The 16,591-nt window shown below is 42.6% G+C and carries 7 protein-coding genes; 5 read left to right on the top strand and 2 right to left on the bottom strand.

Annotation, left to right across the window (positions count from 1 at the left end; translation table 11 throughout):
* Positions 1 to 198: 198 nt before the first annotated feature.
* The 4 genes from EXN75_RS01415 to EXN75_RS01400 all read left to right on the top strand — a co-directional run bounded on the left by EXN75_RS01415 (position 199) and on the right by EXN75_RS01400 (position 8,379).
* Positions 199 to 4,044 carry a hybrid sensor histidine kinase/response regulator transcription factor gene (locus EXN75_RS01415; protein ID WP_134842512.1) on the top strand — a complete coding sequence of 1,282 codons (3,846 nt, stop codon included), beginning with the start codon at positions 199 to 201 and terminating at the stop codon, positions 4,042 to 4,044.
* 103 nt (positions 4,045 to 4,147) lie between these two features.
* Positions 4,148 to 4,660, top strand: a complete 513-nt coding sequence (locus EXN75_RS01410; protein WP_134842511.1) for an RNA polymerase sigma factor — start codon at positions 4,148 to 4,150, stop codon at positions 4,658 to 4,660.
* 57 nt (positions 4,661 to 4,717) lie between these two features.
* Positions 4,718 to 8,053 carry a family 78 glycoside hydrolase catalytic domain gene (locus EXN75_RS01405; protein ID WP_134842510.1) on the top strand — a complete coding sequence of 1,112 codons (3,336 nt, stop codon included), beginning with the start codon at positions 4,718 to 4,720 and terminating at the stop codon, positions 8,051 to 8,053.
* Positions 8,054 to 8,178: 125 nt separating this feature from the next.
* Positions 8,179 to 8,379 carry a hypothetical protein gene (locus tag EXN75_RS01400; RefSeq protein WP_134842509.1) on the top strand — a complete coding sequence of 67 codons (201 nt, stop codon included), beginning with the start codon at positions 8,179 to 8,181 and terminating at the stop codon, positions 8,377 to 8,379.
* A 103-nt stretch (positions 8,380 to 8,482) separates the two neighbouring features.
* On the opposite strand, the gene EXN75_RS01395 is transcribed toward EXN75_RS01400, so the two are convergent.
* Both EXN75_RS01395 and EXN75_RS01390 read right to left on the bottom strand, forming a co-directional pair.
* A complete protein-coding gene (locus tag EXN75_RS01395; RefSeq protein ID WP_134842508.1) occupies positions 8,483 to 11,638 on the bottom strand; it encodes a glycoside hydrolase family 30 protein in 3,156 nt (1,051 codons plus the stop codon).
* Positions 11,639 to 11,662: 24 nt separating this feature from the next.
* The gene (locus tag EXN75_RS01390; protein WP_167639425.1) at positions 11,663 to 14,158 is read right to left on the bottom strand and encodes a two-component regulator propeller domain-containing protein; all 2,496 of its coding nucleotides are present in this window, start codon (positions 14,156 to 14,158) and stop codon (positions 11,663 to 11,665) included.
* A 685-nt stretch (positions 14,159 to 14,843) separates the two neighbouring features.
* Here EXN75_RS01390 and EXN75_RS01385 point away from each other — a divergent pair.
* On the top strand, positions 14,844 to 16,343 hold the full coding sequence (locus EXN75_RS01385; RefSeq protein ID WP_134842506.1) for a glycoside hydrolase family 30 protein: 1,500 nt from the start codon (positions 14,844 to 14,846) through the stop codon (positions 16,341 to 16,343).
* The last annotated feature ends 248 nt before the right edge of the window (positions 16,344 to 16,591 follow it).

The following is a 16,591-nucleotide window of genomic DNA, read 5'->3' as shown; positions in this document are numbered from 1 at the left end:
AATTCGATTATTATTGTTATTTTTGCACTTAAATATAAATCATATCTCATAGAAATGAAGAACCTAATCCTGATAATACTTTTTATATGCACTTGCTGTCTGCCGATAAGTGCCCACTATATCTATCGCTTATTGAACACCTCTATCGGCTTGCCTGACAATGAAATCAAGTAGCAACTTTGGCTTCCGGATGGAAGGTTGTGTGTCCGTACTTCATCCAGTCTGTCATTCTTTGATGGTTGCACCTTCCGCTCTTTTCCTCCTGTGGTAAGCGAGATGTATCCTATGGATTATGTGGCAGCCTTGCCAACGGCTTATGTGGATGGTCAGCAGCGGGTTTGGATTAAGGAATCAGGACAGATGTTGGTTTTCGATTTGACCACAGAAAGATATGTTGGCGATATCAGGGGATTGCTTGCTTCTATGGGCATCAAAGAACGTATCCGTAATTTATTTATTGATTCAGCTAAAGATTTCTGGTTTGTGACCGTTTCAGGGAAAGTCTTTCATCGGGAGGGAAATTCAAAAGGAAAGGCTGTTGCCGTGCGTGTGCGTGCCAAGGGATTACGGGATGTGGTTAATTGGGCAGGTAATCATTGGTTTGTCTATTGTGATGGAAAGATTATGTGCTGGAATGCGGCGATGACAAAGGTTCTTCATAGTCAACTTCTGTGGAAAGGTGAAATGCTGGCGCGTGATTTCGTGCAGTTTTCACAAAACTCAGAACAACTATGGGTGATGTGGAATCATGGTGTTGCTTCATGGCATTCTTTGACCCATCAATGGCAATACAGATATGTGAATGATAAGGATGTTGCGGTCACGTTGTGTGCTGCTTCACCGAAAATCTGTTATGTAGGACTTCGCAATGCGGGCTTGTTGGCTCTGTCGGCAGATGGAAATACGATGCTCCAGTCAGAATATGAGATGATGAATGGAGATGTTATAAGAGATGGTGTGCAGACGATTGCTTACCGGGATGGTAATCTGATGATCGGAATGGCAAACCATGGTATATTCTTTTATAATTCCAATATGCAGCGTTTCCCTTACGTCATCTATCAGCAACTTGGCTTGTCTGATGGCAGTGTTCGCCTCAATGACGGAAAGGGAGGAAAACCTTTGGCCGTGACTTCTCATCATGTGTATCAGCTCCTGATGCCTCAGATGCAATTGAAGCCATTGCCTGTGAGTGGCACTGATTTCATCCGCAGTATGGTGGATAGCCGTAATCGTGTTTGGGTAGGAACCTTTAAGCAGGGATTTTATATGTGGGATGGTCTGACAACTCACCATTTCATGCAGGGTAGTATTCCGCAGAAAGATATTAACTACAATATCGTAAGAGAGTTTCAGGAAGATGCGCATCATCGCATTTGGGTAAGCTTTCATGGTGGCATAGGTGTCTTGGATGAGAATTGCCGCATCCATCCTCTGAAAGATAAGCATCTGGAAAAATATAAGGTGGTCAATGAGTTCCGGATAGATAAGAATGACGTTATCTGGGCAGCCACTTCGCAGGGATTCTTTGCTTATTTTCTGAAAGATAAGAAGTTTCTGTCTCCTCAGAATCTCGTGGATGATGTGGAGATGCAGAATCTGCTCAGTGGACCCTGCAAGGCCTTGCTGGTTGACAGTCAGGGTTGGATATGGATAGGTTCTCTGAACGGTGTGTTTGTCTTGAACCCGAATAGCAGAAAGGTATTCCATTACGGTTTGAAAAATGGAATGCCCAATGAGATGATCAATGGAATCATCGAGGATCAGTTTGGAAATGTATGGGTGACTACTGCCAATGGCTTGTGCCGCTTTTCTCGTTTGGATGAGCAGAACTTCAGATTAGCAGTCTTTGATGAACAGAATAAGTTGGGCGATTGTAGCTTCAACTGGATGACAACGACCCATCTTGCTGGAGGTAAACTCCTTTTTGGCAGCCAGAATGGTTTTTATGTAGTGGATCCTTCTAATATTCAGAATTTGAAATATTCAGGCCACCCAGTTTTCACTTCCCTCTTTGTGAATGAACAGGAGGTATTGCCGGGTAAAGAACTGAACGGAAGAGTCTTGTTGGAGAAAGCCCTGTCTTCTACAAGAAGGGTCGTGTTGCGATATGATGAGAACTTTATCACGGTTTATTTCTCTGGCCTGAATTTTGACATGCCTCGCCATACCTATTATAAATATAGGTTGAAAGGAGTCAATGCTGATTGGGTGGAAAGTAGTCCGCAGGATGGTATTGGCAAGGTGAGCTATACCAATCTGGCTCCTGGCGAGTATGAACTCGAGGTATTTTCTGCTGGCTTTGATAAGCAATGGAGTCAACAGTCCATCAGACTTCTGATTGTCATACAACCTCCTTTCTGGGCCACCTGGTGGGCTAAGTTGTGTTACTTGCTGCTTATCGGCGGTGCTATCTTCTGGATCATCAGCAGGAAGATGAAGCGGGATCGCCAGCGAATGGAGGTGGAAAAAAACAAGGAACTGGAGGAAATGAAATACCGTTTCTTCACCAATATCACCCATGAATTCCGTACGCTCCTTACGCTCATTATCACTCCTGTGGGTAGTGTGCTGAAGCGTACTGCTGATGAGGAAACTCGCCAACAGTTGAAGGGTGTGAGCAAGAATGCAGGCGAACTGTTGCAGTTGGTCAACCAGTTGCTCGATTTTCGTAAGATGGAAACGAATGGAGAAAGCCTTAACTTACGGAGCGGAATCTTCGGTGAATTCGTGGAATATACTACCATGAAGTTTCAATCTTTGGCTGAGCAAAAGCAGGTGAGTCTGGATGTAAATGACCATTCAGACGGTATCTTTATGTGCTTTGATCGTGACAAAGTGGCTAAAATCCTGAATAATCTCTTGTCTAATGCCTTCAAATATACTCCTTCGGGAGGAAAGGTTAGGGTTGAGTTAAGTCAGACTGCCTGTGATGACCGCCGTTTTGTGCGCATGGAGGTGGTGGATACGGGTTGCGGCATCTCTCCTGAAGACCAGAAACGTGTGTTCGACCGATTCTTCCGTTCTGCCGACCAGAAAACTACGAATGTGGGATCTGGCATCGGCTTGAACATGGTGGCAGAGTATGTGAAGTTGCACCAGGGCAAAATCTCTTTGGAAAGTAAAGAAGGCGAAGGCTCCCGATTTATTGTAGAATTACCTGCCGATCTAAAAGCAGAAACTCATGAGGCTTCTTTGAATCGCCAGACGGATGATTCTTCTAAACAGCAGTCTGCTGCTAATCGTCAGGCGGTTGCTCCTTTGGGGCATCAATTGGGAAATCATCAGTTTATCGATAAGAGGATATTGGTGGTAGAGGATAATGATGGTTTCCGTCAGTATCTGGTCAAGGAACTGTCTCATATATATAATAAGGTATTGATGGCGGAAGATGGTTTGCAGGGTGCCATGATGGCAGAAGAACACAATCCAGACCTCATCATTACCGATGTGATGATGCCGCGGATGAGTGGCACCGAAATGTGTCGTCGCATCAAGGAAAATCTGCAGACTTCCCATATTCCGGTCATTCTTCTTACGGCATGGAGTACGGATGAGGGGCGGGCGGAAGGCTACAAGGTGGGAGCTGATGCCTATATCGCCAAGCCGTTTGATATGGATGTACTCCTTGCTCGCATCAGTAATCTCCTGGAGAAGCAGGAAAAGAGAATACATGATTTCTCACATAGTGCTTCGCTGGATGTCAAAAACATTGCCGACTCGGCTCCTGATGAGAAGTTCCTGAAAGAAATCATCTCTTTGATAGAAAAGAATATCACGGATTCTGATTATACTACAGATTCGCTTGCCGCTGATATGGCGATGTCGAGAATGAGCCTATATCGTAAGATGAAAGCTTTGACAGGACAAACTCCTTCCGACTTTATCAGAACGGTACGTTTGAAGGCTGCGGCTGAACTTTTGAAGAGCGGACAGCGCAATGTTTCTGAAGTCTGCTATCTTACAGGTTTTGCCACTCCGCAGAACTTTACCAAGCATTTTAAGGACATGTTTGGCGTTGTTCCTTCCCAATATAGGGGGTAAAAAGGGTGTTGTTACGTTTGATATGTGTTTTTGTTACGGTTCACACATAGGCATATGGGATTATTCTCTAATTTTGCAGCCGTAAACTAAACCAACGTACAACATGAAACCAACAACTGTAACCCAGCAACAGATGATTGCTGACTTTTATAAGGAATATCAAGTAAAGCTTGTCAACTTTGCTGTAGCTCGCTTGGGCAATTGGCAGGAAGCTGAAGACTTGGTGCAGGATGTGTTTGTCAAGTTGATGACCTATGACGGCATCATCAATAAGACAACCATCCGGTCATTTGTCTTCACCATAACCAATCATGAAGTCATGAATATCCTGCGCCGTAGAGCATGTCGTCACAAGGTGGAAGAGAATGTGGCGTATGAGCAGGAATTGCAGCATTGTGCCGTAGAGCGTGTCGTAGAGTATCATGATACGCTGCGTATGGTCAATTATTGTGTGGATCAACTGACTCCTTCCTGTGCCAAGGTTTATCGTTTGACTCTCTTTGATGGCAAATGCGCAGGAGAGATTGCAAAGGAATTGAATGTTTCTAAGCGTACCGTCGAATCCCAGTTGCTCACTTCCCGCAAGAAAGTCAGAATGATGCTTCAGGCGATATAATGTGTAATTAAACCTATAACTTTATATATAACGAACCCTGTTTAACTTTTAGTTTATATGATGAAATCAAAACTGTTTATATTGTGTTTTTTGGCTGTTTGCCAAGTGTGTCAGGCCAACTTCTTGCCTGTTAACCTGAAAGTAAATGGATTGTCTAATCCTGTAGGGATAGATACTTCAAATCCAACTTTCAGTTGGCAGACGGAAAGTGACGAGAGAGGTTTCCTGCAGTCTGCATACGAATTAGTTGTAAGGTCTGCTTCTGGAGCAGAAGTTTGGAAATCAGGAAAGGTTGAGTCTGCTTTGCAAAATCAGATTACATACGCAGGAAGTCCCCTTGTGTCATGTTCCCCTTATTCTTGGACGGTTACAGTCTATGATAAGAATGGTAAAGCATCAGTAGCCTCAAAGGGCACTTTCGAAACTGCTTTCCTCAATGCCAATGAGTGGAAAGCGCAATGGATACAACCTGCCAAAACCTGCAATGCAAAGGTGGAAATTCCGCTCCAGACTTCATGCAGGTATGTCAAACTTGATGTCACCAAGTTGGGACTTCCAGCTTCCACAGATTCCAAGTTCTATTTCTTACAGTTGGCAGAAATGGAAATCTATAGCGGAGAAGAAAATGTGGCCCGTAAGGCTACCTTCAGTGCGAGCGATACCTGGACGATTGGTAACTGGAACTTAAACTATCTTAATGATGGAGTTGTTCTGGGGACAACTTTAGGATATACTACAACACAAAAAGGTAATAATAGCCAGCATGTGTATGTCATTGCCGACTTAGGTAAGGTAATGGACATCAATCGTATTGTGCTTTATCCACGACAGGATGATAAGGCTGCGAGCGGTACAGAAGCAGCTAACTTCCCAAGTTCTTATACCATCCAGACATCAGATGATAACAAGAAATATTCTGTAAAGCATAAAGTGGTTGATGGAGTTGCTCCAAGTTTCATCAATACATCTCAGGTAATTCCTTATCTTGGCAGAAACTTTACTGTTGCGAGTGGAAAGAATGTCAAGCGGGCAAGAATCTATGCTTCGGCATTGGGAGTATTTGATATGACTTTAAATGGGAAACCAGTTACCGAAAACAAACTGGAACCAGGAGAGAGCGAGTATGAAAAGACGATACTTTATTCTACATACGATGTTACTTCTATGGTTTTGCAAGGTGCCAATACGCTGATAGCTCGCGTTGCGGGTGGCATCTTTCATGTTGATAAGCTGAATGGAAGATTCTCCAAAGGAGAAGTGGTGAATACTGGTGACAAGGCTTTGAAGGCTGAATTGCATATTGATTATGAGGATGGAACATCTGATGTGATTCTGACTGATGAGCAGTGGACAAGTACACCTTCGCCTACATTGGGAAGTAACTGGTGGGGCGGTGAAGACTATGATGCCCGTAAAGAAATAGCTGGTATTGGCCAGGCTTTCTATGATGTAAGTACTTGGAATCCTGTAGAAGTGGTAGCCTCTCCTTCTTTCAGAAGTAGTCAGGCCAGTGGATTGGGCGTCCTGAAAGCTCGCCAGCATGAACCGGTTCGAGTAGTGGAAGAATGGAAAGCGGTAGGTGTGAAGAGTGTATATAGTGGCGGCTACCATCTCTATGTCGTTGATTTCGGAAGAAACTTTGCTGGGCAGTACCGTTTTAAACTGAAAGGTAAGAGCGGACAGGTTATCACTCTTCGTGAGGGAGAAAGTCTGAATGCTGATGGATCTATCTTCATGGAGAATTACTATACAGGTCCTGCAGATACGTATGAAACTTATACTTTTGCAGGCAAGGAAAATGGCGAGGAATGGGGACCTGAGTTTATGTACCATGGCTTCCGTTATCTTCAGATTATAGGTCTGGATGAGGCTCCCAAGCCGGAAGATTTTACGGCTTTGCGTTTGCGTAGTGATATGGACTTGGCAGGTACTTTCGAAACTAACAACTCCTTGCTCAATGATATTCATGTTATCTGCCGTGATGCCATCCAGAGTCAGTTGTATAATAGTATCACCGATTGTCCTCATCGAGAAAAATTGGGATGGCTGGATGTTCCTAATGAGATGTACAATTCCTTGGTCTATAATTATGACATGGAAAATTTCTTCAAGAAAGTAGTACAGGATTGTTTTGATGCACAGTACAGTAACGGAAGGGTTCCAAGTACCGTTCCCCACTTTATGTCGGTATATGATGATGATCCAAACTGGGGTGGAGCTGCCATCTTGGTACCTTATCGCAATTGGAAAACCTATGGTGATATGACAACTATGACCAAGTTCTATCCTCAGATGAAAAAACTGATGGATTATTATACTTCCAAGACGGTGAATCATATCATGCCTGGAAGCAATTATAGTGTGTTAAGTGACTGGGGACAGGAAACGGCAGGAGTCAATCCAATGGTTCCTGGTGAGTTTACCATTACCACCACCTATTATTATATGTTGAATGCGATGGCGGAGATTGCTTCTTTCCTTGGTAAGGATGTAGATGCAAAGGGATTCCTCACTCAGGCTCAGAATACGAAGAAAGCTTTCAATGAACGCTTTTATAAGGATGGAGTTTATGAATACGGACAGCAATCTGAATTTGCCATGCCTCTCTATTACGGACTCGTAGATCAGGAAAATGAAGAGTTGGTAGCTGCTAAGTTGGCTGAGCGTGTGAAGAAAGACAACTATAAGATCAAGACTGGTGAAATCGGTTTGAAACCTTTGTTTATGTCTTTAGCGAAGTATGGATATAATGATATTGTTTATCAGATGGCAAATCAGACCGATTGTCCAAGCTATGGATATTGGGTAAAACAGGGTTACACTACCACTCCTGAATATTGGGATGTTGGAGCTTTCTCCCAGAATCACTGTATGATGGATCATATCGAGGAATGGTTCTTCTCTCAGTTGGGTGGCATTCGGAATGATGGTAATGGTTTTGATATAGTTCGTATCGAACCATGGATTCCTGAAGATATGAATCATTTGGATGTAACGACACGCAGCATCTATGGAAATATTCGTTGCCATTATGAACGTGGGGCTGATGACGAGATGAATTATACTTTTGCGATTCCTGCAAATAGTCAGGCAAATATCGTTCTGCCTTGCTTGAATCACCAAAGTGTATTTGAAAATGGAAAAGATGTGAAAAGTGGCGAGAATGGTGTCGTATCTGTAGAATACAAAGATGGAAAGGCTTATTTGAAAATGGGATCTGGAAACTATACTTTGCAGATTAAAAAAAAAGAAGCCACAGGAATCCAAGAGGTAAACATCTCAAGGGCACGGCTAAATGATGTCTATTATGACTTGGAAGGGCGAAATCATGGCAAAGTGAGACCTTCTCAGAAAGGAATTTTTATTTGGAATCGGAAAAAAGTTGTTCTCTAAAGAATTGCTTTGTAGAAAGAACAGGTTTGTATTGTACAAAAAAGCAATACAAACCTGTTTTTTTAAAGTATATTGTAAGTCTGTTTTGTATAAGTATAAAACGACAGAAACAAAAATAATTTTTTATGAAAACTAAAAAGCTTACATTATTGTTGACTGCTGCAATGTTCTTGATGGGGGCAGGATCTATCACGAAAGGACTCCCATCGGACGACCCTGAATATGGTGGCGTAAATAATGATCCCACAATTGAGGTTGATGCCAAAAAGAATCCGAGTTCTTCTACTTGGGATGGATGGACAGAATATACATCCTGGGATGATTGATGCGTAGCGTCAGGTCTGATGATATAAAAAGGTCCTCAAAACATGAAACTTGTTTTGAGGACCTTTCATATTTTCTATGATATTTGCTTTCTGAAAGAACTTCCTATTGGACGATTACTTTAGTGCAGATATTACCCATGATTACGGCATATATGCCAGCAGGTAGATTCTGAGTTCTTCCCATTAACATACCGTTCAGATTATATACTTTGACAGGAACATCAGAAGTAACGATAATACACCCTTTTCCTCCCTTGATATTTGGGATTGGGGTAGATGAGGAAGGCAAGCCAATGCTTGTAGAAACATTATCTGAAACATAATAGAGTTGGAAATCATCGAATGACATCCATGTTCCAGTAAACTTCTTGCCCGTCAAATAGAAATCGTTGGTATATCCTATGGTCAAGGTATGATTTCTTACGATGATGTTCTGTATTTCGCAAGGATTCCATCCTTTGCCTAATTTACCTTGAGTATTGCCAGAGTTTTCAATTTCTTGCTGATACCAGTCTGATTCTGTCTGAGCTGTCAGGAATACGGCTTCACCATCAGTGCGGGCGCAGGCTTTAAGCGTGTAAACTCCATTTGGTAGGTCTGTCAAAGTCTGGTGACCAGTAAACCAAAGGCTGCCTGCTGTTTTATTGAAAGAGTCAAAATACATATTGGTAGTATTGCCGCTATAGTGTTGCCCGCTCTTTCTGCTTCCGTCACCATTGGTTACATTGATATCCCATCCTTCTGAGTCTTCAGCATCCGCATTCTTGATGTAATAGGTAAAGTCTGTAGATGGACTCGGAACTTGTGATAAGCGAGTTTTGTTGATCATTTCCTTCAAAGCACGGATGACATCCTTGATGGATGGTTCTGAGACTTGTTTTCCTGCTTCTATCCATTGATCATACAGCTCGGTCTGTGTTTCTAACTCTTGACGTGCTTGGTCTGCATATTTCTCATCTTTAGCGATGTTATGAGCTTCTTCTGACAGTGCCTTATATTGCTCAAGAATCTCGGTCAAGTCAGTGCCTGATTTTAAGGATTCACGTAATAGAGTCAATGCTTCCAGTTGTGCCTCACGTCCTACAGCATTCTTGGCTGTAGTAATCAGTTCACTTAATGAGTTGTCTTCCTGTGCTTCTGCTTTTTTGATAGCAGCGTCAATAGCATTTTGTATCAGTTCCGCATCATCTTCTATTTGATTTAATGTGAAGTCAGAGACACAGAACCAGCCTTTCGTGCCACCTCCAGAGGTTGACGAATAGCCAATACGCAGGGTTCCATCTGTTCCCACAACAATCGGCTCGGTGGTTTGTTTTTCCCAACCTGTAGTTTGATTCCATATAGCGACTTCTTTTATTGGAGAAATCGTCTTGTCAGATTGAGCTTCGGCATAAGCATGCTGATCGGTGATTTCACCAGGACCGCACATGGAAATGGCAGACAAAGTATAGGCACCAGGCTTTAGATTACCTAAGTCTTGATGGATATCCATTGACGTGAAATTGTTAGACCAGTTGTTCCAACAAGTCTTTCTTGCTATAGTTGCAGTTTTGAAATCTCCTCCAGCAGCTTTGTTGGCTATTGTCCAATGAGTAGATCCATCTGTAAAGGAAGGGTTCTGAATCTCATTGCTCAGTTCTTGCGTCTTCGTGTCTTTGCGAACATCTATGACGGCATTGGCTAAAGATTGTATAATCTGGGCACTGTCACTCTCTGCAATTGTCTGTTTTGCTTTACTGAGAGCTTCTTTCAGATTTGTGAGTTGTGTTTCTGAGAGTGAGGCGGTCTCGATTTCTACCAATCCTTGTGCTTCCTTGCGCAAGAACTCTAATTGTGCTTTCTCATTCTGCCCTACTACGTAGGTGTTGAATGATTTAGCAGGCAGTGTAGCTACCATATATTTGCCATCTATATCCAGTGTTAAAGTCTTTTCGCTGCTTCCGTCATTTCCTGCTACAATCACGATGTTGCCTTCAGGTGTTAATGCCGTTGTCACAAGCTGACTTTCGTCAGTTGTTAAAATCTTAGAACCAGCAGGGATGAAGTGTGTATAATGGCAGTAAGCGTAATATTCCGGCGTGTAGCGTGGGGTCTTAGTGCCAGAGTTGACTTGTACCATTGCGTTCTGTATCCATCCCCATGGACTGATACCATTGTCTTTCAAGATGGCATTCCAATAATAATAGGTAGTAACTTTATTGGCAAGGTAATGGTTCGCTAATTGGAAGGTATGTGCTCCTGCATTCCAGTCAAAGGTTCCACTTCCACATTCATTCTCTGTCTGAATTGCTTCATACTGAGGATGGCGGCGGAGAATCTCTTTCATGGCATTGGCACCTTCCCATTGGAAGCCGATGGCATCCATATATTTATCTATGTTCGGGGTGCTCAGAATTTGCTCATATACATCCAATGATCCTGTATTCATGGTTCCTATAATTAGTTTGAGGTTTGGCTGGTGCTCTCTCATATAAGGACCGAGATATTCTGCCAAGAACTTACCTGTAGTCTTGGCAGTCCAAGAACACCCAGGATAAGGAGTATTGCTATATGCCTCATTCTGATAAGCTAAAGATGTAATGTTGATGCCTTGCTCCTTGTATGCATTGATAAATTTGTCGAAATACAAACAGTATGCCTTGTAGTATCGTGGATCATCAATGAATTGGTCATTGAAATATGGTGGTACGTTGAAAGGACAGCCATTGGTATTGGTCTTGCGCTGTGCATAGTGCTTGTTGGTTTTCATCCAGGTAGGAGGACTCCAGGGAGAACAGAAGAAGTCAATTTCCGGGTTTTCTGCAAGTGCCAGTTTGATGGATGGAATAATAGTAGTCAGATCTCTGTCAATATTGAAATGTTCCATCTCAAAGTCTGTTTCGTTGACATCAATCTCATCACAGCTATACCATTCTCGTGCATAGTCGTTGGCTCCTGCCGACAGACGTCCTTTCTGCAAGCGCAGGTCACCGTATGGGTTGAACATACGTTTGACGAGCAGTTGCTTGTCATTATCGCTCAGTAAGTTGTAGGCGTCCCAAGGTAATTCGTTAAAACAAGTTCCCCATCCCAAGAATGTTTGTTGGGGTTGGGAAGAACGAATAACCACCTGCGCTTTGCCAGGTACTTTGTCTGAAAGTGTCAGCGATGACATCTTCCAGAAGTTGCCATCAGTTGTCTTAAACTGATAGGCGGTGGTTTGTGCCTGTATCTCTGATGCAGACAGCAAGACCATGCTTAAGAATGTTAACTTGTTCATTTTATTTTAAATTATTGGTTAGACCTAATCTGGTGCTCTGTTCTGTGTATATTGCGATGGAAGAACACCAAATTTTGTTTTAAAGCATTTCGATAAGTATTTCGGCGTAGCAAATCCTACTTTCGCAGCCAACTGCCCTATGGTAATGTTGGGATAACGTTTCAGAAGTGCCGCAGCTTTTTTGAGACGAACATCTTTGATGAATTCGTTGGGTGAAAGACCACTGGCCGTCTGCATCTTTCTGTATAGACTCATCCGGCTCATGCACATATCGCAACTAAGTTGTTCTACATTGTAACTTGTATCTGCAAGGTGCTCTTCTATTTTACTGATGACAAGTTTGAGAAATTCGTCCGAACGAGCTGTGTCTTTGTTGGATTCCTCATCGCTTAACTGTACCTCGGTCAGTTTCAGTATATTACGCCTTTGTTGCAAAATGCGTAAGATTCTTATACGTCTATTCAAATTCCAAATACCATATCCCAGTAGGATGATTCCCAAGCCATAGATGGAGTAGGCCCACCAGGTTTGCCACCAGGCAGGTAGCCGGTGAACTATATACATAGTCTCATGTTCCGACCAGCATCCGTATCTGTCGGTTGCCTTGATGGCCAGTTTATACTTGCCTGTTGGCAGATGGGTCAAGTAGATCGAGTTGACTCCCTGAGGTAGATAAATCCATTCCTTGTTCCATCCTTCTATCTTGTAGGCGAATGTCACTTTTTGCGCGTGGATGGGGTCAAAGGTCGAGCATCGTAGAATGACACTTGAAATTTGGGCAGGAATCTGCACCTCGCCATTTGATTTCCCCAATAAATGGGTGGAATCTCCCATCTGTATGGCCGTGATGTATGGTTGTGAACCTTCTGCATTTTGCTGGTCTAACATCTTGGAAGACTTGATCTGCAAATAAGCTCCAGCACCATCTACTCCTATCTGATTGTCATCGACCTCTTCCAGATGATAGAAATAACTGACATTGATGTCTGAGTCCGTATTTCTTAATGTGCGAAAGGAGTGATTTCGCGGGTTGTATTCCCGAAGATATTGATTGGACAACAACCATACATGCCCCGATCTGTCGGTCTTGATGTCGATGATGGCATCTCCATTAGCATTGCTCATTTGCTGTTCGTAATGCAACTGCTTTTTTACCGCATTCCACTGGTACACGGAACCTTGTTGCGTAGTATACCATAAAGTACCATCGCTGGCCAATGCCAATGCCGTTATATTCTCCTTGGAGAGTTGGCTGATCAGTCTCTTTTGTCCATTGACTTCACAGAGGAAGAGTTGGCTCAACTGATTTGTGAAATAAACATTTCCTTCAGAATCTGCTGCGATGTTTTCTATTCTGGACGAACTTTTGCTCAATCTGTTCAACGTGTTGCCCATCAGCGAATAGCTGTAAAGAGCGTCCTGTGTTCCTATGAATAGGGTTCCGTTTCCATTGTCAGCTATCGTTTGGATAGGGGTGGTGAAGGTTGTGATAAGTTTTTCCGTTATTTTATTGTCCTCAGCCTGTAAATGTTTCAGAACTCTACCTGCAGCAGCCCAGATTCCCTCCTTTCCTTTGGTCTTGCATATACATCGGTAAAACTGCATTCCTCCTGCTTCATAGAGGTGCGAGATACGTGGGTCGTAGTACATTAACCCCATGCGACCTTGCCATATCCAGAAGCCATGTCCATCGGCAACCATTCTGTCTGGTAACAAAGGAAAACCAGTAAGTTGGTTCATGGCGGGTACGGTTTCTCTGATGATAGACTGAGCCGAGTAGGAAACAATAAAAGTATGTGGTGTAAAACCTGCTACCCAGATGTTCCCGAACCGGTCTTCACATAACCCATCTAATATCTTGTATCCAGGAGATAGAAACTCATCGGTGTTGAGTGGAATGAGTTTTTTCCCTTCGCGTTGATATAGGTAGAGATTGTTCATGGTAGTAACCCAAACTAATCCCTGCGTTTTGTCTATCAGCATGTCGATACAGCACGATATGTCTTGAGTGACGGCTGTTTGTGGATTCCGGGTTATTTCCCCAGAGTTGGTGTCATAAAACACGATTCCGTCTCCCCAAGTGGCAATCCAAAAACCACTTTGTTGTTTGTCTTCTATCATCCGGATAGCCCCAGATGTGATTGACCAGGGTGCTTTTTTGATTTTTTTCTTTTCCTTAAGATAAATGTAAGGTCCCCCATCCCTAGTTGCTATCCAAATGCGATTCAGGTGGTCCTCTGTAATCTGAGATGCAGAACAGATGGCTTGATTCTTGTCATGAATCAAAATCCTGTCATGGGTAGGGTCTATGCAATAGACACCTTTCGATGATGCCACCCAGATGTGATGCTTGGAGTCTTGATACAAGGCGGTGATGCCCATGTTTCTACTTGTCAGAATCTCTGTCAGCGAGAAGGTATTCTTGTTTATCCGATAGAGTCCTTTCTCGGTACCAAACCAGATTCTTCCCAAGTTATCTTCGGTGATGCAATTCACATTGTTGTTTGCTAAAAAAAACATAGCTCGCCCCTTTGGGCGGAATATATCTACTTGGTATCCATTGTCCCGGCAAAGCCCTCCGCCAGTCATGCCATACCACATGAATCCTTCAGAGTCTTGGAAAATGCAATGAATGGTAGCTACTGGCAATTGACTTTGGGTGGGTAGTGTGCGTGACGTAAAAATGCTATAAGCACTTTTAGGTAGTAACGCTGCCAACAGCAGGATCCATATCCAAGGATGCACTGGTAAATGGAAAAATAAAGTCTTTTTCTTCATGATTACTTGTTCATTATGATTGATGGACAAAATTATGATATTTTTCCTTGTTTTCCAAATTTCCGAAGCAAAATTATCACATTTCTTCAATAAAGACAAAAATATCTGTCACTATCTATATGATTGAATGTAAAAACAGATTGTTTGTTACATGTGTTCTCCCGCTGATAAAATGTATATATGGCTTATTTAAAGGAAGAATCAGTGATTTCGTGGAAAGAAATGTAACAATGAAAAACTGATATGTGAACTCTATGGTAAAGGTCGTTTTTTGTAACTTCCGAGGGTTGCAAACGTAACAAAACGTGTCTTCTATGTTTTTGTGTGGAATTAGTGACAAATATCCTTTGTGCAGTGATTGGATAGTTGTACCTTTGTGGCGCAGACAGAAAAATGCATTATAAACATTTAAAGTAATATTATAAACATGAAGAAATTATTTGTAATAATCTATGGCTTATTGACTATGGCAAGTTCATGGAGCCAGACTGTGATATCCTTTACCACGACAGAGCAGGTACAATGGGCGAAAAGTAAGGGCTCACTGTCTTCTAAGAAAGAGGGTAAGGTGGTGGCCGAAATTGATGCACAGATGAAAGGAATAGAGTTCTCTGCTTTTGGTACAACTTTTAATGAACTGGATTGGGATGCTTTCAATATGCTAAACCGTAATGAACAGGAGGAAGTGATGTATAATCTGTTTTCGCCAGAAGGAGACCTGAAGTTTACGCACGGAAGAGTTTCCATGAATGCCAACGACTATGCGCGTGCCTGGTATAGCTGTGATGATGTGGATGGCGATTTCGCACTCAGATACTTTAATATTGAGCACGACAAGCGTAATATCATCCCTTTGGCTCGTGCGGCACAGAAGTATCAGCCAAATCTGCAGCTTTTTATGTCACCTTGGAGTCCTCCAGTATGGATGAAAATTAATCACGATTATCCTGTGTCTCCGAGCAAGACCAATAAGATGGACCCTCGACAGAGCTATCTGCTCTATATGGATGATGGCAAGCAGGTGGATGCTGACGAGATGAAACTTCTGGGCGACCGTAATGGAGTGTTCCCACGACGCCTGGCCACCCAGGACTTTTTCATCCAGGATCCCCGTTATCTGCAGTGTTATGCTGATATGTTCTGTAAGTTCATCGACTTATACAAAGAGGAAGGCCTGCCTATCACCAAGGTGATGTATCAGAACGAGGCTTACTCTTATACTCCATATCCGGGATGTGCCTGGACGGCCGAGGGAACCTTGAGATTCAACAACGAATATCTGGTTCCAACGCTTGCCAAGAAGCATCCGGAAGTGGATTTGTGGATAGGTACATTCAATACCAACCGACTCGACTATGTGGAGAAGATATTAGACAACAAGACTCTGCAGGCTAATATCAAGGGTATCGGAACCCAATGGGAATGCAGAAACAATTTGCCTGAAATGCGAAAACGCTATCCAAACCATCGTTTCATGGTAAGTGAGAGCGAATGTGGAAATGGTGCTATGGACTGGAAGGCAGGAGAACATACCTTCTTCCTCCTCTCGGATAACTTAGGAAATGGATGTGATGAGTATTACAACTGGAACTTCATCTTGAAGGATAATGGCATCTCGCCATGGGGATGGACCCAGAATGCGCTGATTCAGGTGGATGGAAAGACCCGCAAGATGCGTTACACGGCAGAGTATTATGCCTATAAGCACTTCAGTCATTTTGTGCAGAAAGGTACTGAGATGTTGGCGTATGCTGGTCGTGAATACAGCAAGACTCCGGTAGTTGTATTCAAGGATAAGAAGGGCCAGTATATAGTTACTGTAGGTAATTTTACTGATGAACTGGCATCATTGTCGGTGAAAATTGGCAAGAAATACTTGAATGTACAGGCTAAGCCTCATTCTTTCAATACATATATTTGGAAGTAGCTGGGGAATATATTACCCACATACCAACAAAATTCTACTTCTATTAGGAAATAGAATAAAGTATGTCAATACTAATAATAAATAAGGTGGAAGATTGACAAGTGGAATTAGGAATAGAGACTGACTTATACTGATATAGATAGACACATTTATGGTTAATTAATAAAATGTGTTTAGTAATGAGTAAAAAGTACAAAAGTTACAGTAAGGAAGACAAATTGTCTTTACTTTGCGACTATTATCAGTCA

The sequence above is a fragment of the Segatella hominis genome, from assembly GCF_004535825.1.
Taxonomy (GTDB): Bacteria; Bacteroidota; Bacteroidia; order Bacteroidales; family Bacteroidaceae; genus Prevotella; species Prevotella hominis.
Note: the sequence above shows the minus strand (reverse complement) of the source record. Positions and strands in the feature narration are given on the sequence as shown.